This window comes from Alloalcanivorax dieselolei B5, assembly GCF_000300005.1.
Taxonomy (GTDB): Bacteria; Pseudomonadota; Gammaproteobacteria; order Pseudomonadales; family Alcanivoracaceae; genus Alloalcanivorax; species Alloalcanivorax dieselolei.
Window position 1 is genome coordinate 2,100,254 of record NC_018691.1, and the last position, 20,699, is coordinate 2,120,952.

General features: G+C 62.7%; 17 protein-coding genes. 15 read left to right on the top strand and 2 right to left on the bottom strand.

Features of this window, described 5'->3' with window-relative positions; translation table 11 throughout:
* Positions 1-3 precede the first annotated feature (3 nt).
* From dnaE to B5T_RS09580, 14 genes are all read left to right on the top strand, one after another.
* The gene (gene dnaE / locus B5T_RS09515; protein ID WP_014994283.1) at positions 4-3,507 is read left to right on the top strand and encodes a DNA polymerase III subunit alpha; all 3,504 of its coding nucleotides are present in this window, start codon (positions 4-6) and stop codon (positions 3,505-3,507) included.
* 230 nt (positions 3,508-3,737) lie between these two features.
* The gene (gene accA / locus B5T_RS09520) at positions 3,738-4,709 is read left to right on the top strand and encodes an acetyl-CoA carboxylase carboxyl transferase subunit alpha (protein WP_014994284.1); all 972 of its coding nucleotides are present in this window, start codon (positions 3,738-3,740) and stop codon (positions 4,707-4,709) included.
* The gene (gene tilS, locus B5T_RS09525; RefSeq protein WP_014994285.1) at positions 4,709-5,977 is read left to right on the top strand and encodes a tRNA lysidine(34) synthetase TilS; all 1,269 of its coding nucleotides are present in this window, start codon (positions 4,709-4,711) and stop codon (positions 5,975-5,977) included. Before accA ends, tilS begins: the two co-directional genes overlap by 1 nt.
* A gap of 447 nt (positions 5,978-6,424) precedes the next feature.
* A complete protein-coding gene (locus tag B5T_RS09530) occupies positions 6,425-8,050 on the top strand; it encodes a CTP synthase (RefSeq protein ID WP_014994287.1) in 1,626 nt (541 codons plus the stop codon).
* Between the two features lie 3 nt (positions 8,051-8,053).
* Entirely contained in the window at positions 8,054-8,902 is an 849-nt protein-coding gene (gene kdsA, locus B5T_RS09535; protein WP_014994288.1) for a 3-deoxy-8-phosphooctulonate synthase, read from the top strand.
* A gap of 26 nt (positions 8,903-8,928) precedes the next feature.
* Positions 8,929-10,218: a phosphopyruvate hydratase gene (gene eno, locus B5T_RS09540; protein WP_014994289.1), complete on the top strand. Its 1,290-nt coding sequence runs from the start codon at positions 8,929-8,931 to the stop codon at positions 10,216-10,218.
* A 43-nt stretch (positions 10,219-10,261) separates the two neighbouring features.
* Positions 10,262-10,576, top strand: coding sequence for an FtsB family cell division protein (locus tag B5T_RS09545; protein ID WP_014994290.1), 315 nt, complete (start codon positions 10,262-10,264; stop codon positions 10,574-10,576).
* On the top strand, positions 10,560-11,294 hold the full coding sequence (ispD, locus tag B5T_RS09550) for a 2-C-methyl-D-erythritol 4-phosphate cytidylyltransferase (protein ID WP_237740378.1): 735 nt from the start codon (positions 10,560-10,562) through the stop codon (positions 11,292-11,294). Before B5T_RS09545 ends, ispD begins: the two co-directional genes overlap by 17 nt.
* Positions 11,291-11,773: a 2-C-methyl-D-erythritol 2,4-cyclodiphosphate synthase gene (gene ispF, locus B5T_RS09555; protein WP_014994292.1), complete on the top strand. Its 483-nt coding sequence runs from the start codon at positions 11,291-11,293 to the stop codon at positions 11,771-11,773. The genes ispD and ispF overlap by 4 nt, the downstream gene beginning before the upstream one ends.
* Position 11,774: 1 nt before the next feature.
* Entirely contained in the window at positions 11,775-12,842 is a 1,068-nt protein-coding gene (truD, locus tag B5T_RS09560) for a tRNA pseudouridine(13) synthase TruD (protein WP_014994293.1), read from the top strand.
* A gap of 39 nt (positions 12,843-12,881) precedes the next feature.
* Positions 12,882-13,541: a protein-L-isoaspartate(D-aspartate) O-methyltransferase gene (locus B5T_RS09565; RefSeq protein ID WP_041716972.1), complete on the top strand. Its 660-nt coding sequence runs from the start codon at positions 12,882-12,884 to the stop codon at positions 13,539-13,541.
* Positions 13,538-14,461 carry a DUF368 domain-containing protein gene (locus tag B5T_RS09570; RefSeq protein WP_014994295.1) on the top strand — a complete coding sequence of 308 codons (924 nt, stop codon included), beginning with the start codon at positions 13,538-13,540 and terminating at the stop codon, positions 14,459-14,461. Before B5T_RS09565 ends, B5T_RS09570 begins: the two co-directional genes overlap by 4 nt.
* 34 nt (positions 14,462-14,495) lie before the next feature.
* Positions 14,496-15,227: a peptidoglycan DD-metalloendopeptidase family protein gene (locus tag B5T_RS09575; protein WP_014994296.1), complete on the top strand. Its 732-nt coding sequence runs from the start codon at positions 14,496-14,498 to the stop codon at positions 15,225-15,227.
* Positions 15,224-16,138 carry a cation diffusion facilitator family transporter gene (locus B5T_RS09580; protein ID WP_014994297.1) on the top strand — a complete coding sequence of 305 codons (915 nt, stop codon included), beginning with the start codon at positions 15,224-15,226 and terminating at the stop codon, positions 16,136-16,138. Before B5T_RS09575 ends, B5T_RS09580 begins: the two co-directional genes overlap by 4 nt.
* A gap of 192 nt (positions 16,139-16,330) precedes the next feature.
* Here the strand turns inward: B5T_RS09580 and B5T_RS09585 are convergent, their stop codons facing one another.
* On the bottom strand, positions 16,331-18,979 hold the full coding sequence (locus B5T_RS09585; RefSeq protein WP_014994298.1) for an efflux RND transporter permease subunit: 2,649 nt from the start codon (positions 18,977-18,979) through the stop codon (positions 16,331-16,333).
* Between the two features lie 33 nt (positions 18,980-19,012).
* Positions 19,013-19,441, bottom strand: coding sequence for an SRPBCC family protein (locus tag B5T_RS09590; protein ID WP_014994299.1), 429 nt, complete (start codon positions 19,439-19,441; stop codon positions 19,013-19,015).
* Positions 19,442-19,610: 169 nt separating this feature from the next.
* Here B5T_RS09590 and B5T_RS09595 point away from each other — a divergent pair, with 169 nt between their 5' ends.
* On the top strand, positions 19,611-20,678 hold the full coding sequence (locus tag B5T_RS09595; RefSeq protein ID WP_014994300.1) for an AraC family transcriptional regulator: 1,068 nt from the start codon (positions 19,611-19,613) through the stop codon (positions 20,676-20,678).
* The last annotated feature ends 21 nt before the right edge of the window (positions 20,679-20,699 follow it).

Consider the following 20,699-nt stretch of genomic DNA (forward strand, 5'->3'; position numbering starts at 1 on the left):
TTCGTGAGCGAACCCCGTTTCGTCCATTTGCGATTGCATACCGACTACTCCCTGGTGGATGGGGTGGTGCGGGTGAAAGAACTGATCAAGACCTGCACCGCCCAGGGCATGCCGGCGGTGGCGGTCACCGATGAGAACAACCTGTTCGCACTGATCAAGTTCTATTCCAATGCTCAGAATGCCGGGATCAAACCGGTGATGGGCGCGGACCTGTGGGTGCAGGCGGATGATCCTGAAGACGAGCCCAGCTATATCACTTGCCTGGTGCAGAACGAACAGGGCTACCGCAATCTGACCCTGTTGATCAGCCGCGCCTGGCAGACCAACCAGGTGCGCGAACGGGCGCTGATCCGGCGCGAGTGGCTGCTGGAGCTCAACGAGGGGCTGATCGTGTTGTCCGGCGCCCGGTTTGGCGACGTGGGTAAATGGCTGCTGGCGGAGAAGACCGATCTGGCGCGGGAACGGGCCACGGAATACAAAACCGTATTTGGTGACCGTTACTACCTGGAGGTGCAACGCACCCAGCGCCCCGGCGATGAGGACTGCCTGCACGCCAGCGTGGCGCTGGCGGCGGAGCTGGACATTCCGGTGGTGGCCAGCAATGACGTTCGTTTCCTCAAGCGCGAGGATTTCGAAGCCCACGAGGCGCGGGTCTGTATTCACGACGGCAACACCCTGGATGATCCGCGCCGGCCACGAAAATATTCCGAAGAGCAGTATCTGAAAAGCGCGGAGGAAATGGCGGAGCTGTTTTCCGATCTGCCGGAGGCGCTGCAAAACAGCGTCGAGATCGCCCGTCGCTGCACCCTGGATATTCGCCTGGGCAAGAACTTCCTGCCGGATTTCCCGGTGCCGGAAGGCATGACCATCGAGCAGTACTTCGAGAAAGTGTCCCGGGACGGGCTCGAGGAGCGGTTGGTCAAGATTCTCGATCCGCAGGCGCCGGACTACGCCGAGCGCCGCAAGATCTACGATGACCGCCTCAAGTTCGAACTGGACATCATCAACCAGATGGGTTTCCCCGGTTACTTCCTGATCGTGGCGGACTTTATCCAGTGGGGTAAGGAACATCAGGTGCCGGTGGGACCCGGGCGGGGCTCCGGCGCCGGCTCCCTGGTGGCCTACGCACTGAAGATCACCGACCTCGATCCGATCGCCTACGACCTACTGTTCGAACGGTTCCTCAACCCGGAGCGGGTATCCATGCCCGACTTCGACGTCGATTTCTGCATGGAAAAACGCGACCGTGTGATCAATTACGTGGCCGATAAATACGGCCGTGACGCGGTCAGTCAGATCATCACTTTCGGCACCATGGCGGCGAAGGCGGTGGTGCGGGACGTGGCGCGCGTGCAGGGCAAACCCTACGGCATGGCCGACCGGCTTTCGAAGATGATTCCCGGCACTCCGGGGATGACCCTGTCGAAGGCACTGGAGCAGGAAGAAACGCTGCGGGATTTCCTCGAGGACGACGGCAACCCGGACAAGGAAGCGGTCAATGAAATCATGGAGATGGCCTTCAAACTGGAGGGCCTGACCCGAAACGTGGGCAAACACGCCGGCGGCGTGGTGATCGCGCCGGGCAAACTCACCGACTTCGCGCCCTTGCACTGCGACGAGCACGGCGAAAACCTGGTCACCCAGTACGACAAGGACGACGTCGAGCAAGCCGGGCTGGTGAAATTCGACTTTCTCGGTCTGAAGACGCTGACCATCATCGACTGGGCGATGAAAGCGGTGAACGTGCGCCGCCAGCGCGAAGGGGACGGGCCGCTGGAGATCGAGCGGATTCCGCTGGACGATTCGCCCAGCTTCGATCTGCTCAAACGTGGCGACACCACCGCCGTATTCCAGCTTGAAAGTCAGGGCATGAAGGAGCTGATCAAGAAGCTCAAGCCCGACGTGTTCGAGGACATCATCGCCTTGGTGGCGTTGTACCGGCCCGGTCCGCTGGAATCCGGCATGGTGGACAACTTCATCAACCGGAAGCACGGTCGGGAACCGCTGGCCTACCCGGATCCGCAGTACCAGCATGAATGGTTGGAGTCGATCCTCAAGCCCACCTACGGGGTGATTCTCTACCAGGAACAGGTGATGCAGATCGCCCAGGTCCTGGCCGGCTATACCCTCGGCGGCGCGGACATGCTGCGCCGCGCCATGGGCAAGAAAAAACCGGAGGAGATGGCCAAGCAGCGGGAGATCTTCGAAAGCGGCGCGAAAGAGAAGGGTGTGGACCCGGATCTGGCGATGAAGATCTTCGACCTGGTGGAGAAGTTCGCCGGTTACGGCTTCAACAAATCCCACTCCGCCGCCTACGCCCTGGTGGCCTATCAAACCGCCTGGCTCAAGGCCCATTACCCGGCGGAATTCATGGCGGCGGTGATTTCCGCCGATATGCAGAACACCGACAAGGTGGTGACCTTCATCGATGAATGTCACTCCATGGGCCTCAAGGTACTGCCGCCGGATGTGAACTCCTGTGGTTATCGTTTCACGGTGAATCCGGAAGGCGACATCATCTATGGCCTGGGCGCGATCAAGGGCCTGGGCGAGGGCCCCATTGAGGCGATTGTCAGTGCCCGTGGCGACACTGACGGGTTCGACGATCTGTTCGACTTCTGCCGCCGTATCGACCTGAAGAAGATCAATCGCCGTTCCCTGGAAGCCCTGGTGCGTGCCGGAGCCCTGGACAAGCTAGGGCCGAACCGTCATTTCCGTGATCGCGCCACGTTGTTGGCCACTTTGCCGGATGCCATCGCCGCGGCGGAACAGGACGCCCGCAACGAAGAAGCCGGCATGACGGATTTGTTTGGCTCCATGCAGACCGCCGAAACCCCGGTGGTGGAGTGGAAGCCGGCCCGCGAGTGGAATGACGAACTGCGTCTCAACGGCGAGCGCGATACCCTGGGCCTGTTCCTGACCGGTCACCCCATCGACCAGTTCGAACACGAGGTCCGGCAATTCGTCAGCGCCCGCTTCAATGCCCTGCAACCCACCGCCAAGGGCGAGGCCGCCACGGTGGCCGGGCTGGTGGTGGCGTTGCGTATTACCCGCAGCAAGCGCAGCGGTGAGCGCATGGCCTTCGTTACCCTGGATGACAAGACCGGCCGGCTGGAAGTATCGGTGTTCGGCAAGACCTTTGCCCAGTTCGGTGAGCGTATCCAGAAGGACATTCTGCTGGTGGTACGCGGCGGAGTCCGTAACGACGATTACTCCGGCGGCTTTAATCTGGTGGCCGACGAGGTCATGGACATGCGCCAGGCCCGCGAGGTGTTCGCCCGCCGCCTGTGCGTGTCGGTGCCGGTGGAGCAGCAACTGCCGGACACCCTGGACCGGTTGTTTGCGCCGTACCGGGGCGGGGCGATCCCGGTGACGTTGCGGCTCGCTCACAAGGAAGCGGATGTGGCCATGCCGCTTGGCGATGAGTGGAAAATCAGCCCCCACGAAGCCCTGGTGGATGAGCTGCGCAACCGCTTCGGCGAGACGTCGGTGCAGTTGGAGTATTAGAGGAGAAGACCTCGCTTACACGCAACACGCCGGCACGCTAACACGCAATTCGCCGGGCGGCCCCCGGGGTTAGCGTGTAAGCGTGACAGCGAATTGCGGGACCCCGCTGGTCTGGGGACCGCGACTCTCGGGCACTTGGTAACAACTTGCAACTTTACGCCCAGCCGGGTATCTCGACGCTGTCATTGTATTGCGGCTACACTTGAGCGCACTGTGACAAGGGGTAGCACATGAATCCGAATTTCCTCGAATTTGAACAACCTATTGCGGAACTGGAAGCCAAAATCGAGGAACTGCGACTCGTAGGCACCGGCAGCGAGGTCAGTATCTCCGACGAGATCGCCAAGCTGCAGGAGAAGGGGATCGCGCTTACCGAGAACATTTTCAGCAAGCTGAGCTCCTGGCAGATCTCGCAGCTTTCCCGGCATCCCAAGCGTCCCTACACGCTGGACTACGTCAAGCGAATCTTCGGCGACTTTGACGAACTGCACGGCGACCGCAGCTTTGCTGATGATCCGGCCATCGTTGGCGGCATTACCCGTCTGGACGACCGGCCGATCATGGTGATCGGCCACCAGAAGGGCCGGGAAGTGAAAGAAAAGGTACGCCGTAACTTCGGCATGCCCAATCCGGAAGGCTACCGCAAGGCGTTGCGCCTGATGGAGCTGGCGGAGCGGTTCCGGATGCCGATTTTCACCTTCATTGACACCCCGGGTGCCTTTCCTGGCATCGACGCGGAAGAACGCGGGCAGTCCGAGGCGATTGCTCGTAATCTGCGGGTGATGTCCCAGTTGAAAGTCCCGATCATCGCCACCGTGATTGGCGAAGGCGGTTCCGGCGGCGCGCTGGCCCTGGGCGTCTGCGACCACTTGCAAATGCTTCAGTACAGCACCTATGCGACGATTTCCCCGGAAGGCTGCGCCTCGATCCTCTGGCGCAGCGCCGAGAAGGCGCCGGAAGCGGCGGAAGCGATGGGGCTGACCGCCAACCGTTTGCATGAACTGGGCATCGTCGATGAAGTGGTGCAGGAGCCGCTGGGCGGCGCCCACCGTGATTACGACCAGGCCGCCGACGCCGTGCGCCGCTCCCTGACCGCCGCCCTCAACAGCCTTGACGCTCTGGAGCAGCCGGAACTGATTCAGCGCCGCTACGAGCGCCTGATGAGCTACGGCAACTTCATCAGCGACCCCGTGGATGAGTGATGTCCGACGCCGCCGTCCCCCGCGTGTCGGCGGCCCAGGCCCCGCCCGGGCCCCTGTTGCTGGCATTCAGCGGCGGTCTTGATTCTTCCCTGTTGCTGCACCTGCTGGTGGAGGCCGGTCTCGGTCCCCGCCTGCGGGCCCTGCACGTCAATCACCAATTGCAGGCACGGTCGGCGGACTGGGCGGTATTCTGCCGAACCCGGGCCGAGGCACTGGGCGTGCCGTTCGAGGAAGTCCGGGTCAACGTGCCGGCCGATGTGAATCTGGAAGCTGGCGCCCGTGCCGCCCGCTACCAGGCTCTGAGCGAACAGGCCGCCGGCGCCGCCGTGATCACCGCCCACCACCGTGACGACCAGGCCGAGACGGTGTTGCTGAACCTGCTGCGTGGCGCCGGCGTACAAGGGCTGGCGGCGATGTCCGAGCACTCCTCGCTGGATGGGCTGCGACTGTGGCGGCCGCTACTGGCATTCGGGCGGGCACAGCTGGAGCGCGAGGCTCGCCGCCGGGGCCTGGAGTGGGTGGAGGATCCCAGTAACACCGATATCAGTCTGCGCCGGAACCGGCTGCGTCACGAGATTCTGCCCCGCCTGGCCACCACCTGGCCGGGCGCTCCGGCGATCCTGGCTCGCACCGCCGGGGTGATGGCGGACGCCGCCACCTTGCTGGACGAAAGGGCCGCCGAGGATGCTCGGGGATTGGCGGCGGAGAGGGATCGGTTGCCCCTGGGGGGGCTGGCGGCGCTGAGCCGTGAACGTCGGGATAATGTGCTGCGCTGGTGGCTGGATCAGGCGGGGGCGCCGCCGCCGTCCCTGGCCGTCACCGGGCAAATCCACGCTCTGCTGCGGGCGCCATCGGACCGGGAGGCCCGGGTGAGTTGGGGGGGGCGCACACTGCGTCGCTATCGCGGTGATCTCTACTTGCTCCGCGACCGTGACTTGCAGCCGCTCAGCCGGCCGCTGGACTGGCGGGACGGTCATCAGCCCCCGGATTCCGGTCTCTGGCGTCTGCTCCCAGGGGAGGGCGCGGTGACCGTGTGGGTACCGCCCGGTGACGTCCAACTGCGGCCTTTCGCGGGCGGTGAGCGTGTGCACCGTCACGGTCAGCATCAGCAGGTTTCGGAGTTGTGGCGCGTGGCCGGGGTGCCGCCCTGGCGTCGCCGCCAATGGCCGCTGCTGTATCAGGATGATGAATTGGTGTCGGTGCCAATGATCGGCGTCGCCGATGGCGTGGACCGGCACCGCTGCCGGCCGTGGCATTTACGGTGGTAGGCGGGCGCGGACGACGAAGCCGTTTGCTCGCTTGCCGTCTTTTACGTTTTTACCCGTTTTCGCGCTGCGACAGTGGTTCCCTGGCGGCAGCCGTTCTGTTACTATTTCGTCCCATCCTGACGTAGCCCAACTCCCTGATATTTCAGGAATACCGAGACCCGGCGGTACGTCCGTTCCAAGCCGAAACAGAACACACCTTTGCCCACCGCGGTGAGCAAAGGTATTTTTTTTGAGGTCATGCCATCCATGGCGACCTCCCTTCGGGCCATCGCTGGCACGATGTGAAAAATCGCTCCCGGCGATTTTTTGGTGTTTCGTTGGCGCTTTCTCACCTCCGGGGCTTGGGGCCTGGGGCAGGTTGTGGAAAGATCAGTGGCACGGTCGATGAATATGAAGTTGTCGGGACGGCTTGGGCACGTTCAATCCATGACTGATTCTGGTGGGTGCATGGCACGTTATATTTTTGTCACTGGCGGTGTGGTGTCTTCCCTGGGCAAGGGAATCACCTCGGCGTCCCTGGCCTCGTTGCTCGAGGCCCGTGGTCTGAAGGTCACTCTGATCAAGATGGACCCCTACATCAACGTGGACCCAGGCACCATGAGCCCCTATCAGCACGGGGAGGTGTTCGTCACCGAGGACGGCGCCGAAACCGACCTGGACCTGGGGCACTACGAGCGCTTTATCCGTGCCCGGCTCAGCCGCCGCAACAGCTTTACCACCGGCCGCGTCTACCAGGACGTGTTGGACAAGGAGCGTCGTGGCGAGTATCTGGGGGCCACCGTGCAGGTGATCCCGCACATCACCGACGAAATCAAACTGAAGATCCAGGAAGGGGCCGGTGACGCCGACGTGGCCATCGTCGAGATCGGCGGCACCGCCGGCGACATCGAGTCGTTGCCGTTCCTGGAAGCGGTGCGGCAGATGCGTGTGGAACTGGGTTCCAGCCGCTCCTTGTTGGTGCATCTGACGCTGGTGCCGTACATCGCCACCGCCGGCGAGATCAAAACCAAACCGACCCAGCATTCGGTGAAAGAGCTGCGTTCCATCGGTCTGCAGCCGGACATTCTGGTCTGCCGCGCCGATAATCCGATTCCGCAGAGCGCCCGTGAGAAGATCGCGCTGTTCACCAATGTGGAAGCCCGCGCGGTGATCTCCTCGCCGGACTGCAAGAGCATTTACCAGGTCCCGCGCGGCATGCACGAGCAGGGACTGGATGCCATCGTGGTGGAAAAATTCGGCCTTGATCTGCCGCAGCCGGACCTGTCCGAGTGGGACCGGGTGGTGGAAGCCCAGTTGCATCCCCAGCACGAAGTCACCATCGGCATGGTGGGCAAGTACGTGGAGCTGGCGGACGCCTACAAGTCGCTCAACGAAGCGCTGATGCACGCCGGCATCGCCACCCATGCGCGGGTCAACATCCGCTATATCGACGCCGAGGAGATCGAACGCAACGGCACCGGTGAGCTGGCGTCGGTGGACGCCATCCTGGTGCCCGGCGGCTTCGGCGACCGGGGCACCGAGGGCAAGATCGCGGCGATCCGCTATGCCCGGGAAAACAAGGTGCCCTATCTGGGTATTTGCCTCGGCATGCAACTGGCGTTGATCGAATACGCCCGCCACGTGGCCGGCCTGAAAGACGCCCATTCCACCGAATTGAGGCCGGATACCCCGCAACCGGTGGTGGCGCTGATTACCGAGTGGACGCGCGAGGATGGCAGCAAGGAGCTGCGTTCGGAAACCTCTGATCTCGGTGGTACCATGCGTCTGGGTGGCCAGGAATGCGTGCTGGAAGAGGATTCCGTGGCGGCCCGGTGCTACGGCCGTTCTCATATCGTTGAACGTCACCGGCACCGCTACGAGGTCAACAATAACTATCTGCCGCAATTGGAAGGCGCCGGTCTGCGCATTGCCGGCCGCTCCCACGACGGCGAACTGGTGGAAGTGATCGAAGTGCCGGACCACCCGTGGTTCGTGGCCTGCCAGTTCCACCCGGAATTCACCTCCACGCCCCGCGACGGCCATGGTCTGTTCAAGGGATACGTGGAAGCGGCGCTGGCCCACAAGGAGAGTTAATCCGTGAGCAGCCAGATAACCATCCAGCTTGACGGTCTGCGCTTCGCCAACGACGCCCCGATGGCCTTGTTCGGCGGCATGAACGTGCTGGAATCCCGGGACCTGGCCCTGCAGGTGGCGGAGCATTACGCCCGGGTCACCGAAAAGCTGGGGATCCCCTGGGTGTTCAAGGCCAGCTTCGACAAGGCCAACCGGTCCTCTCTGCATTCCTTTCGCGGGCCGGGCATGGAAGAAGGACTGAAGATCTTCGAGGAGATCAAACAGACCTTCCAGTGCCCGGTGATCACCGATGTGCACGAGCCTTATCAGGCGGCGCCGGTGGCGGAAGTGGCGGACATCATTCAACTGCCGGCGTTTCTCGCCCGGCAGACCGATCTGGTGGTGGCAATGGCAAAAACCGATGCCATCATCAACATCAAAAAGCCCCAGTTTCTGGCGCCCCAAGAGATGCGCCACATTCTGCACAAGTGCGAGGAAGCCGGTAACGACCAGTTGATCCTCTGTGAGCGGGGCTCCAGCTTCGGGTACAACAACCTGGTGGTGGACATGCTCGGCTTCGGCATCATGAAGACCTTCGGCTATCCGGTGTTCTTCGATGTCACCCATGCCCTGCAAATGCCCGGTGCCCGCAGCGACTCCGCCGGTGGCCGCCGCGCCCAGGTGGCGGAACTGGCCCGTGCCGGTATCAGCCAGGGCATCGCCGGCCTGTTCCTGGAAGCCCATCCCGACCCGGACAACGCCAAATGTGATGGCCCCTGCGCCCTGCGTCTGGATCGCCTGGAGCCATTCCTGGCGCAGCTGCAAACCCTGGATAATACGGTCAAGGCCTTCCCCGCCTTCGACAACGACTGAATTTGAAATTCTGGAGTAATTCTCCCATGTCCAAGATCGTCGACATCAAGGCCCGCGAAATTCTGGATTCCCGCGGTAACCCCACTATTGAAGCCGATGTGATTCTCGAATCCGGCGCCAGCGGCAGTGCCTGTGCCCCCAGTGGTGCCTCCACCGGCTCCCGCGAAGCACTGGAACTGCGTGACGGTGACAAAGACCGCTATCTGGGCAAGGGGGTGACCCGGGCCGTGGGCAACGTCAATTCCGAGATCCGCGAATTGCTGGTGGGCCGCGATGCCGTCGCCCAACGTGAATTGGATCAGTTGATGATCGACTCCGACGGCACCGACAACAAAGGCCGTCTCGGCGCCAACGCGATCCTGGCGGTGTCCCTGGCGACCGCCAAGGCCGCGGCGCAATTCCAGCAAAAGCCGTTGTACGAATACATCTCCGATTTGCAGGACGACGACAACGAGTACTCCCTGCCGGTGCCGATGATGAACATCATCAACGGTGGTGAGCACGCGGATAACAACGTCGATATTCAGGAATTCATGATCCAGCCGGTGGGCGCTCCCACCGTGGCCGAGGCCATCCGCTACGGCGCCGAGGTGTTCCACGCCCTCAAAAGCGTGTTGAAGCAACAGGGCCTGAGCACGGCGGTGGGTGACGAGGGCGGCTTCGCTCCGGACCTGCCCAGCAACGAAGCGGCCCTGGAAGCGATCATGAAGGCCATCGACCTGGCCGGTTACAAAGCCGGTGACGACATCACCCTGGCCCTGGACTGCGCCTCCAGCGAGTTCTACAAGGACGGCCAGTACGTGCTCGCCGGTGAAGGGCGCAGCATGGATGCCGCCGGTTTCAGTGATTATCTGGCCGAGCTGTGTGACCGTTATCCGATCATTTCCATCGAGGACGGCATGGATGAGTCCGACTGGGAAGGCTGGAAGATCCTGACCCAGACCCTGGGCAGCCGGGTTCAATTGGTGGGGGACGATCTGTTCGTCACCAACACCAAGATCCTCAAGCAGGGGATTGACCAGAACGTGGCCAATTCCATCCTGATCAAGTTCAATCAAATCGGTTCCCTGTCGGAGACTCTGGACGCCATCAAGATGGCCAAGGACGCCGGTTACACCGCGGTGATTTCCCACCGCAGCGGTGAGACCGCCGACACCACCATCGCTGATCTGGCGGTGGCCACCGCCGCCGGTCAGATCAAAACCGGTTCTCTGTGCCGCTCCGACCGAGTGGCCAAATACAATCGTCTGATCCGTATCGAAGAGGAATTGGGCCGTGCCGCCTACAAAGGCCGCAAAGAGTTCAAATTCCTGTGAGGAGCGACGGGCGGCCAGCGGCCGCCCGTGATGAGGATTGCCCATGAAACTGTCCCCGGCCCGCCAGGTCATGCTCGCCGTTCTGGCTTTGCTGCTGGTGGTACTGCAGGTGCGCCTGTGGTTCGGGGAGGGCAGCCTGCGCCATGTGGCGACCCTGAAAAAGGAGGTTCAGGCGCTCTCCGAACAAAACCACACGCTCAGTGAACGGAACCGCCTGATGGCGGCGGACGTACGTGATCTCAAGGAAGGCAGCGATGCGGTGGAGGAGCTGGCGCGCAAGGATCTGGGCATGATCCGTGACGGCGAGACCTTCTTCCTGATCCTGGAACCGGACACACCCCGTGACGACAAGCGTTAAGCCTTTCCCTTTGTACGCGGTGGTGCCCGCCGCCGGTGTCGGCGCGCGTATGGGCGCCAGCCTGCCCAAACAATATCTGACGCTGGAAGGCCGCACCCTGGCGGAACATACCTTGCAACGGTTGCTGGCGTTCGCGCCCTTGTCCTGTGTGGTGGTGGCGGTGGCTGAGGGTGACCCCTGGTGGCCGCGATTGTCGCTTAATGGATTGTCGCTCCAGGACCACCCGCGTATCCACACCGTCACCGGCGGCGCCAGTCGCGCCGAGTCAGTGCGGGCCGGCCTCCAGGCGGTGCTGGAACAGGCCCCGGACGCCTGGGCGTTGGTACATGACATGGCCCGCCCTCTGGTACGCCTGTCGGATATCCAGAAGCTGATCGACGGCGTCGGAGAGCAGGGCGGAATCCTGGCCTGCCCGGTGGTGGATACCATCAAGCGGGCGGATCCTGGCCAATGCATCGACGCCACCGTGGACCGCAGCCTGATCTGGCGGGCCCTGACCCCGCAATTGTTCCCTGCCGCGGCCCTCGCCGAGGCGCTGGCGGCGCCGGATGACGCCATCACCGACGAAGCGTCGGCCATGGAAGCGCGTGGCTGGCGGCCGAGGCTGGTGGCCGGAAACGCCGACAACATCAAGATCACGGTACCGGAAGACCTGCCGCTGGCACGCTTTTATCTGCGCCGCCAGGGACTGGACTCCGGCCAGGAGGAGTCATCATGAGCCTGCGTATTGGTCAGGGTTTCGACGTTCACGCCTTCAGTGATGACGGCGATCACGTTGTCCTCGGCGGTATCCGCATTCCCCATGAGCGTGGCCTGAAAGCTCACTCCGACGGCGACGTGGCGCTGCACGCGCTCAGTGATGCGCTGCTCGGCGCCCTGGCGCTGGGTGACATCGGCCATTATTTTCCGGACACCGATCCGCGCTGGAAAGGCGCTGACTCCGCCGTCTTGCTGAAAGCGGTGCTCAAGGATGTCACCGGTCGAGGCTGGCGGCCGCTGAATCTGGATCTGACCATCATCTGCCAGCAGCCGAAGATCGCTCCCCATGTGCAGGCCATGCGTGAACGTATCGCCGACCTGATGGGGCTGGCGCTGGACGCGGTGTCGGTGAAAGCCACCACCACGGAACGGCTGGGCTTCACCGGGCGGGGCGAAGGTATCGCGGTGCAGTCGGTGGTGTTGCTTGAACGAGACTGAGTTGAATGGCGCCGTTTTGAACAACGGCGGCGCCCCGGCGCGGCCGCCGGCCCATGGCGCGCCGCTGGGGCGCGCCCTGATGCGGGAGCAGTTCGCTGACTTTCGCGTCGACGAGGTCATGACAGTGACGCCGGAAGGAGAGGGCGAGCACCTCTGGCTGGAGATCGAGAAAACCGATTGGAACACCGAGGACGTGGCGTTGTGGCTGGCCCAGCAGGCCGGCATTCATCGTCTCTCGGTGGGCTACAGCGGGCTTAAGGACCGCCGCGCCATCACCCGCCAGTGGTTCAGTCTCCATCTGCCCGGCAAACCGGACCCTGACCTGGACTGTCCGCCGGGGGTGCGGCTGTTGCAGGCTCGCCGCCACCGGCGCAAGTTGAATCGCGGTACCCATCGCGCCAATGCTTTCCAACTGCGCCTGCGTCAGGTCCAGGCGGATCCGGCGGCGCTGGCGGAGCGTCTGGCGTTGATCGCCCGCCTGGGCGTACCCAACTATTTCGGCGAGCAGCGCTTTGGCCGGGACGACAGTAACTGGCAGCGCGGACTGATCTGGCTGAGCGGAGAGGGCGAGGCGCCTCGCAAACGCACCTTGCGCGGCCTGTGGCTGTCGGCGGTGCGCTCGGGTCTGTTCAACGCGGTATTGGCGGAGCGGGTGCGCGGCGGCTGTTGGGACCGGCTGCTGGACGGCGACCTTTTGCAACCGGACGGCAGCCGTGGATTATTCGCCGCCGCCGATGAACCGGACGCCGAAACCCGCTTGAGTGCCGGAGAAGTTCATCCCACCGGGCCTTTGCCCGGCGCCGGGGGCATGGCATCATCGGGCGCTTGCCAAATATTGGAACAGACCGTGCTGGCCCCCTGGGTCGCGGTCATCGAGGGATTGGCGGGGCAGGGTGTCGACGCGGCCCGCCGCGCCACCCGCCTGCCGGTGTCCGGCCTCGACTGGGACAGCAGGGACGATACCCTGTATTTATCTTTCCGCTTGCCGGCCGGGGCCTTCGCCACCACCGTGCTGGCGGAGTTGCTGGAGACTCGCGGGCCGGAACGGCGCTCGCGGGAAAGGCTTTGATATCAGGGGGGCGTCTGGCCCCATTGGGATTTTAGCAACATGACAGACCGACGAAGTGGGATTGGCATGACGTCCGCGCGTACCCGGGAACGGCTGATCAGCCGGCTAAGGGAATCGGGGATCACCGATGAACGGGTACTGGAAGCCATTCGCGCCACGCCACGGCATTTGTTCGTGGACGAGGCGCTGTCCCATCAGGCCTATGACGATACCGCCCTGCCGATCGGCCACGGGCAGACCATTTCCCAGCCCTGGGTGGTGGCGCGCATGACCGAGCTGCTGATCGAGCAGGCGATTCCGGAGAAGGTGCTGGAGGTGGGAACCGGCTGCGGTTACCAGACCGCGGTACTGGCCGCTTTCGCCCGTCAGGTCTGTTCGGTGGAGCGGATCCGCCCTTTGCAGGATGCCGCCCGGCTGCGGCTGCGTGAGCTGGGACTGGCCAACCGGGTGCAGCTGCGCCATGCCGACGGCGGCTTCGGCTGGTCCTCGGCGGCCCCGTTCGATGGCATCCTGGTGACCTGCGCCCGTCCGGACATCCCCGAGGAACTGCTTGCCCAACTGGCCGAGGGAGGCCGTCTGGTGATGCCGGTGGGGGATCGCCAACAACGGCTGACCGTGGTGGATCGGCATGGCAACGAACTGGTGTCGCGGGCGCTGGACCCGGTGCGCTTCGTGCCCTTTCAGAGAGGCGTGCAATGACCGCTTTGTTTCGGCCCGGCGTCTACTGCCGGGGCATCGCCATGGGCGCGGCCGACGTGGTGCCCGGGGTTTCCGGTGGCACCCTGGCGCTGATCACCGGCATCTATGAGGAACTGATCGCCACTCTGGGCGGGGTTCGCCCCGGTCTGATCACGATCTGGCGACGGCAGGGATTTGCCGCGTTCTGGCGTGCCGGCAACTTCACTTTCCTGATTTCTCTGTTGGCGGGCATCCTCACCAGCATCGCCTTGCTGGCGCGCTTGATTACCTGGTTTCTGGAACACCATCCGGTACCGGTGTGGGCGTTCTTTTCCGGTTTGATTGCCGCCAGCATCCCGATGATTCTCAAGCCGCTGGTACGAAGAGGCCCTTCCCAATGGGCTACCTTTCTGGCCGGCACTCTGGCGGCGGTGGCGATTTCGCTGGCGCCGGGACTGCAGGGGGCCGGTGCCGGCCCGCTGGTGTTTTTTCTGGGTGGCGCCGTGGCTATCTGCGCGATGATTCTGCCGGGCATTTCCGGCAGTTTTATCCTTCTTTTACTCGGGCTTTATGAGCCGGTTCTGCAGGCGGTGCGTGACGGCCAGTGGTCATTGCTGGCTGCTTTCGCGGGCGGCTGCGCGGTGGGGCTGTTGAGCTTCGTGCATTTGCTGAAGTGGCTGTTGAGTCGTTACCACGACACAGTAATGGCGCTGCTTGGCGGCTTCATGGCCGGTTCGCTGGTCAAACTCTGGCCCTGGCGCATCGGTGACGAAAGTGGCCTCGGAGAGCATTGGCTGACGCCGCATCAATACGCTCAGGCCACCGGCGAAGGGACGCAAATTCTCATCGCCGTGCTTGCCGCTTTATTGGGAATGGCTGTGGTCTGGCTACTTTCCCTGGCCGCACCTGTGCATAATGTCGCCAAGGAGACGACCGACTAAAGGCTTCTACTTGCGCGTTCTGGTCTGGATAACTTTGACACTGTGGCTGGGCGGGTGTGCGGTAAGCAATCCGCCGCCGGTGGTTGACCTGTACGGCAAGTCATCCCGCTCCCAGCCGGTGACTTCCGGCAGCCATAAGGTGGCTCGCGGCGAGACCTTGTATTCGATTGCCTGGCGCTACGGCTGGGACTACAAGTCGCTGGCGCGCGCCAATGGCATCAAAGCGCCTTACACCATCTATCCCGGACAGGTGATCCGTTTCTCCTCCCGCGCCGCGGCAGTACCGAAAACCCGTCCACGCAGTACCGCCTCAAGCAGCAAACCGACGGCGAAGCCGGCCGTCAAGCCGGTCGCCAAACCGGCCCCTCCAGCGACCCCGAAAGTAGTCAGCAACGTGCGTTGGCGCTGGCCGGCGGATGGAGAGCTGGTGCAGCGCTTTTCCTTCGCCGGCAGCGGCCCTCGCGGTATCGCCATCGCCGGGCGTCGCGGTGCGTCGGTAGTGGCCGCGGCGGACGGGGCGGTGGTGTATAAAGGGGTGGGGCTGACTGGTTACGGCAAGTTGCTGATCATCAAACATAATGATCGCTGGCTGAGCGCCTATGCTCACAACGATAACTTACTGGTGAAGGAGGGGGAGCAGGTGAAGTCCGGTCAGAAGATCGCCACCATGGGGTCCAGTGGCACCTTTCGCACCCAATTGCATTTCGAGATTCGCCGGGATGGACAGCCGGTGGACCCGCTTCCTCTGTTACCGAAGAAATCATGACCGATCATTCCCGCGCGTCCCATCGTTTATTGCTTCTTGCCGCCTCGGCTTCGGTGGCGGTGGCCATGGTGCTGATCGTGGTCAAGGCGCTGGCCTGGAGCGCCACCGGCTCGGTCAGCCTGCTGGCCTCGCTGGTGGATTCAGCGATGGACTCGCTGGCCTCGCTGGTCAACTTCGCCGCCATTCGCTATTCGCTGGTACCGCCGGATAAGGAACACCGCTTCGGACACGGCAAGGCGGAGGCGCTGGCCGGGCTGGGCCAGGCGGTACTGGTGGCGGGCTCGGCGGTGTTTCTGGGGCGGGAAGCGATCCTCAAAATGCTGGATCCACAACCGCTGGAAGCCACTGGTCTGGGTATCGGCGTGATGGTGTTTTCCATTGTCCTGACCGGCGCCCTGGTGATTTTTCAACGCTACGTGATCCGTCGCACCGGCTCCACCGCGATCCAGGCGGACAGCCTGCATTACTTCTCCGATCTGGCGGTGAACCTGGGCATTATCGCCACGCTGGTGATCGCCTGGTTCGGCTTCCCTGAGGCGGATGGCATCGTGGCGATGCTGATCGCGGTGTTCGTGCTGCGTTCCGCCTGGCAGATCGGCTGGGAGGCCAGTCAGCTGCTGCTGGACCGGGAGGTGGAAGGGGATACCCGAGATCGTATTGGCGCCATCGTCGGAGCCCATACCGAGGCGCTGGGATTCCATGATCTGCGCACTCGTCTTTCAGGGCGGACGCTGTTTATTCAATTGCATGTGGACATGGACCAAACCATGTCATTGCTCGATGCTCATGCCCTCGGCGAGCGCATTCGTCTGGACATCCGCAAGGCGTTTCCCAACGCCGAGGTGATCATTCACCAGGACCCGGTGCCGGGAGCGCCCCGGGTGCCGGTGGATGAACGTCAGGACGTCTGACGCCAGGAAAGGCTTATCGCGGTTCAGGGAAAACCGGGGGGGTCCAGCAGGGACAGCGGAGCCACGTTAGGCCTTTGCGGAAACGCCGTGAATACGTCCGTGTAGGCTCCCGGTCGAACGTCCGTGTTCGACAGGGTCCCGCAAAGGCCTAACGCGGCTCCGCTTCGAGGTAACCGGCGAGCGCAGGAGCCCTCACACCCTCAACTTCGGTTTCACACTGATCAGCAAGGCCGGCAACAATGTCAGGTTGCTGAGCAACGCCACCAGCATGGCCAGGCCGGTGAGCAGCCCGAAATAGACGGTGGGATTGAAGTTGGAAATCGCCAGGATCGAGAAGCCGGCGATGATCACCAGAGAGGTGTAGTACATCGCCTTGCCGATGGAGCCGTGGCAGCGGTACATGGTGGCCACATAATCGTTGTCTTTCGGCAATTCCTCATGGAAGCGGTGTATGTAGTGGATGGTGTCGTCCACGGCGATGCCGATGGTGATCGCGGTAATGGTGATGGTCATCAAATCCAGCGGCAGACCGATCCAGCCCATCAAACCCAGTACCAGCGCCGCGCTGACCAGGCTCGGCACCATGCTGATCAATGCCACCGGCAACGAGCGGAACAGGATCAGCAACATCACCATGATCGCCACGAACACATAGCCGAGGGTCTTGATCTGGGAATCGAACAGACTCTGCAGCATGTTGTTATAGAGCACCATGGCACCGGTGAGATGCACCTGCTCGGGCTGCAGGTCGAACTTCTCCAGCAGATCGCCGCGAATCTTCTTGAGCAGGTCATCGCGATTGAGATTCTTGTCTGAATCGATCACCCGCACACTGATGCGTACCTGGCGGCCGTCCTCGGACATGTATGGATTCACCAGCTGTGAACGCAGATCGTCGGGAATGAAGCTCGCCAGCAGCATCAACTGCATGTAACTGAGAGGGCCGCCATTGAGCTTTTCCGCTACCTGGTAAGTGGTGGCGATGGACAGCACCTTGCCGGTTTCCGGCAGGGACTTGAGATATTCCTCGATCTCGATCAACTGGCCCAGCCGGTGGGGGGTGTACCAGTAAGCGTCGCGCAGACGGCGTTCACCGGCGGAAGCCTGTTTGAACGGATCGCCGCCATCGTCGGCACCGAAGGGGTCGGCACTGAACGAGTCGGTACTGTCGGCGGCGAAAGGATCGCCCGCCTGATCCGTGCCGTCCGTGCCAAAGCCGTCGTCACCGGCGCTGAAAGGATCTTCGTCCGTCGCGCCAAAACCATCGTCGGACGCCGGCTCGGACGTGGCGGTGTGGTGGTCTTGTGTTTTGGGTTCCGGCCTCGGCGGCGCATCAATAATGATATCCAGCGGTGTGGTACCACCCAGTTTGCGGTCGATCTGCAGCATGCCCTGGTGGATTTCCGTGTCCTTCTGGAAGTAATCAATAAAGCGGTTTTCCACCGTCAGACGGCTCATCCCCCACACCGCCAGGGCGATGATCACCAGCGCTGCCAGCAGCAGTGGCAGCCGGCTTTTTTCGGTGATGGTGGCGAAGCCCAGTGTCAACTTGCGGGTCAGGTCGCTACCGCCGGGGGCAGTGCCGGGCTGCAATGGCAACAGCAGGGCCGGGAAGGCCAGGAAACACACCACCAGCGCCACCGCCAGACCAATGGTCATCATCCAGCCGAAGTCGATGACCGGGCGGATGTCGCTGATCACCAGGGACGAGAAACCGACCATGGTGGTCAGGATCATGTACACACAGGGCCGCATCATATGGGCGGCGGTTTCCCGTACCAGCCAGGCCTGGGTGGCCGAGGGGTTTTCTTCGTGCAGTTCCCGGTATCGCACGGTCAGGTGAATGGCGATGGACATGGTGATGATCAGCAACAACGAGATGTAGTTGCTGCTGATCACGGTGACCTTCCAGTCCATGAAGCCGAGCCAGCCGGTGACGATCAACACGGTGAGTCCGCAGCAGACCAGTGGCACCACCACCCAGCGGGGGCGGCGGAAAATCAGAAACAGGGCCAGGATCAGAAATACCAGAACGCCGATGCCGAAGATCTCCAGATCGGCGCGAATGAAGCTGACCATGTCACTGGCGATCATCGGCACACCGCCAAGGAACAGTCCCGCCTGATCGCGATACTGGTCCATGATGCCGCGCACCTGCTCGATACGCTGGGTACTTTCCGCCTGCAGCTGGCTGCTGTAGTCGCTGAATTCCCGGGAGACCCTGTCCAGCCGCTCTTCTTCTTCGGCGCTGAGCGTGTCTTCGCGTCGCTTCTTGCGCAGTTCCGTACGTTGTGCCAGCAGGTCGCGGTAATGCTGATCGTCTTCCAGCGTCAGCAGCAGCGCGGTGGTGTTGCCGTCCCGGCTGACAAGCAGGTCCTGATAGAGAGGGTTTTCCTCGGTGAATTCCTTCTTCGCCAGGGCCAGGTCGGTGTCCGCTTCAAGCAGGGTACGGTAGCCGCTGGCCAGATCGGTGAATTCCACCTGCGGGCTGAACAGCAGCGGCACATCCAGCATGCTGTAAACCGAGGCCACCCGATCCACTTTCTTCAGACTGTCCTGCAGTCGTGACAGGTGTTCCAGGGTATCGCGCTGGAACAGAGGGCGATCCTTGGGGGTGTAGGTGACCACCAGGAAATCGCTACCGCCATAGCGCTTGGCGATACCACGGTAGTACTGCAACGCCTGGTCGTTCTCCAGCACCAGAGAATCCGCCGAGGCGTCCAGTTTGAAGTGTCGTGCCTGCCAGGCGGCGGTGGCGCTCACTAAAGCCACGATCAGCAGCCAGAACAGTGGATGGCGCAGCACCACCCGGCAATAGCTCAAGAACAGTCGATGGGTCATGGAACCTCTCGGACCGGTTATTATTAACAGGCTCTAAAACATCGCCGCGAATTCGGCGGCGAAACGGCGATCAAAGCGATGAATCAGTTTGCCGAAGGGGAGTGTAAGCAATGTCAGGGCGCCCTCGGACCACTCTTCCTGATGCAACCGGCAGCCACCTTCATCGTCGTCAATGAAGGAAAAGCGGTGCTGAATCCTCGCCAGCGGCAACGACAGTCCCCAACTGATGCGCTCGTTTTCGACCACTTCCAGCACTTTTACCGCCACCGGCGCGGGGGGCAGGCCGGGCAGGTCGATAACGAACAGCAGGGTGGCGCCGGGGCGCCAGCCGCCGAACAATCTGGCATAGCGAACCACCGAACACCAGTCGGGCCAGTCTTCCACCCGGGTGAACAGGGAGAAAGCCTGACGGCGGGAAGCGGCGGTGTCGGTGACGTCGTCGATGAAATAGCGTTTCAGCATGGCAGGCTCGTCAGGGTTTGCGCCAAGATTACCCGTCGCGATGGATCGCGGCCAGTTCAGTGCCGAGGCGAATCGGGCCATTATCCACTGGAAACTTGACCGAAGGCCGCGTCCTGCCTAGCGTGATAAAAAAATAACAAAGGCGAAAGCCACTACGTAAGGAAACCACATGGCGAGCAAATTGTTCCCGGCATCCAACCTGCCGGCGTTAATGGAGATCGCACTGCGCAGCCGCCTGGACGTGCAGGCGTTGTTTCAGAAAGCCGGGATCGGCGCGGACATGGTCGGGCGCGCGGAGTGCTATGTGCGGGTGGAGCAGATCGATACCGTGCTCAGCACCGCGTTCGCCGAAACCCGGGATCCGCTCTTTGGTCTGCATGTGGGCAGAGACAACCACTACGGCAATCTGGACATCATCGGTAACCTGATGGCGGCTTCCGCGTCCCTGGATCAGGGGCTGGCGCTGCTGTTCCGCTACAAGGACCTGCTGGTGCCGTACCTGGGGTTCGCCCTGCGTCACGAACCCGATGCCGTGGCCCTGGAAGTGTTCCCGCATTATCCGGATTTGGAGTTTACCCAGACCCGCACCCACAACGAACTGGTGGTGGCCACCATCGTCGCCATTGGCCGCTCCCTCACCGGTGGGCGTTTCCCGGTACGGGAGGCGGCCTTCCGCCATCCGGCCCCGCCACCGCCACAACTGAACGAATACCGTGCCTTCTTTCAATGTCCGCTGGTCTTCGAGGCTCCCTGTAATGCCGTGCTGTTCGATGAAGCGGCGTTGACCTCGCCGCTGCCCGGTGCCTATCCGGATTATAGGCGCCGTCTGGAACGCGCCGCGGATCGACTGCTTGGCGCGCTGACCCGGGCGGCGGCGGTGAGTCTACAGGTGCGTGAGCGGCTGTATGAAACTCTGGGACAAGGTGCCTGGTCGGTGGAGAAGGTGGCTTCCTCATTGAACATGACCACCCGTACGCTGCAGCGGCGACTGCGTCAGGAGGGGCTGCGCTTCGCCGATTTGCGCGACCAGGTGCGGCACGAACACGCCTGCCGTAAACTGGTGGAACCGTGCTGTGACATGCAGCAACTGACCCAGGATCTGGGCTTTTCGGATATCGCCAATTTCTACCACGCTTTTCGCCGCTGGCAGGGGTGCGCGCCGGGGGAATACCGGCGCCGGCAATTAACCGAACGGGCCCGCAACGAACGGATGGCGATCCATCAAATGGAGCGCTGACGCTGGTCCCCGGCGCGCCGG

Excerpts from the sequence above, each read along its gene's own strand:
- ispF (WP_014994292.1), top strand. The coding sequence starts at position 11,291 with ATGAGCCTGCGTATTGGTCAGGGTTTCGACGTTCACGCCTTCAGTGAT.
- accA (WP_014994284.1), top strand. The coding sequence starts at position 3,738 with ATGAATCCGAATTTCCTCGAATTTGAACAACCTATTGCGGAACTGGAA.
- B5T_RS09590 (WP_014994299.1), bottom strand. The coding sequence starts at position 19,441 with ATGCTGAAACGCTATTTCATCGACGACGTCACCGACACCGCCGCTTCC.
- B5T_RS09545 (WP_014994290.1), top strand. The coding sequence starts at position 10,262 with ATGAAACTGTCCCCGGCCCGCCAGGTCATGCTCGCCGTTCTGGCTTTG.
- B5T_RS09570 (WP_014994295.1), top strand. The coding sequence starts at position 13,538 with ATGACCGCTTTGTTTCGGCCCGGCGTCTACTGCCGGGGCATCGCCATG.
- tilS (WP_014994285.1), top strand. The coding sequence starts at position 4,709 with ATGTCCGACGCCGCCGTCCCCCGCGTGTCGGCGGCCCAGGCCCCGCCC.
- B5T_RS09595 (WP_014994300.1), top strand. The coding sequence starts at position 19,611 with ATGGCGAGCAAATTGTTCCCGGCATCCAACCTGCCGGCGTTAATGGAG.
- B5T_RS09530 (WP_014994287.1), top strand. The coding sequence starts at position 6,425 with ATGGCACGTTATATTTTTGTCACTGGCGGTGTGGTGTCTTCCCTGGGC.
- B5T_RS09585 (WP_014994298.1), bottom strand. The coding sequence starts at position 18,979 with ATGACCCATCGACTGTTCTTGAGCTATTGCCGGGTGGTGCTGCGCCAT.
- B5T_RS09580 (WP_014994297.1), top strand. The coding sequence starts at position 15,224 with ATGACCGATCATTCCCGCGCGTCCCATCGTTTATTGCTTCTTGCCGCC.
- eno (WP_014994289.1), top strand. The coding sequence starts at position 8,929 with ATGTCCAAGATCGTCGACATCAAGGCCCGCGAAATTCTGGATTCCCGC.
- B5T_RS09565 (WP_041716972.1), top strand. The coding sequence starts at position 12,882 with ATGACAGACCGACGAAGTGGGATTGGCATGACGTCCGCGCGTACCCGG.